Origin of the sequence: Kitasatospora sp. MBT66, assembly GCF_000710405.2 — a bacterium.
GTDB lineage: Bacteria > Actinomycetota > Actinomycetes > Streptomycetales > Streptomycetaceae > Kitasatospora > Kitasatospora purpeofusca.
Genome location: NZ_JAIY01000010.1, coordinates 1,278,693 through 1,279,129 on the forward strand (window position 1 = coordinate 1,278,693; position 437 = coordinate 1,279,129).

Consider the following 437-nt stretch of genomic DNA (forward strand, 5'->3'; position numbering starts at 1 on the left):
GCCGGGGGTCGTAGGCGTCGTGGGGGTCGTCGGGCTCATCGGACGGCCGGCCGGCGGGCGGTGAGGGCCGGGCGGGCGGCGGCCGGTCCGGCCGCGGCGGCGCGCTGCACGGCCTCGGTGAAGGCCGCGAGGTCGGCGGCGTCCAGCAGGTGCCGCAGTTGGAGCTCGACGTTCAGCTTGCGGCGCAGCAGGTGGACGACCCGCAGCGCGGCGAGCGAGTGGCCGCCGAGCGAGAGGAAGTCGTCGGCGGGCAGCACCTCGGGGACGCCGAGCACTGTCCGCCACACCTCGGCGACCTGCTCCGCCACTCCCCCGCCGACCGCCTCCGGCGCCGCCTCGGCGGCCGGGACTGGCAGCGCCCGGTGGTCGACCTTGCCGTTCGGGGTGAGGGGCATCGCCTCCAGCACGGTCACCGTGGCCGGGACCAGGTGTGCGGG

1 protein-coding gene is annotated in these 437 nt (G+C 78.0%); it reads right to left on the reverse strand.

Features of this window, described 5'->3' with window-relative positions; all coding sequences use genetic code 11:
* Positions 1–35: 35 nt before the first annotated feature.
* On the reverse strand, positions 36–437 hold a 402-nt coding region (locus BI06_RS30205; RefSeq protein ID WP_043472784.1), incomplete at its 5' end, for a phosphopantetheine-binding protein.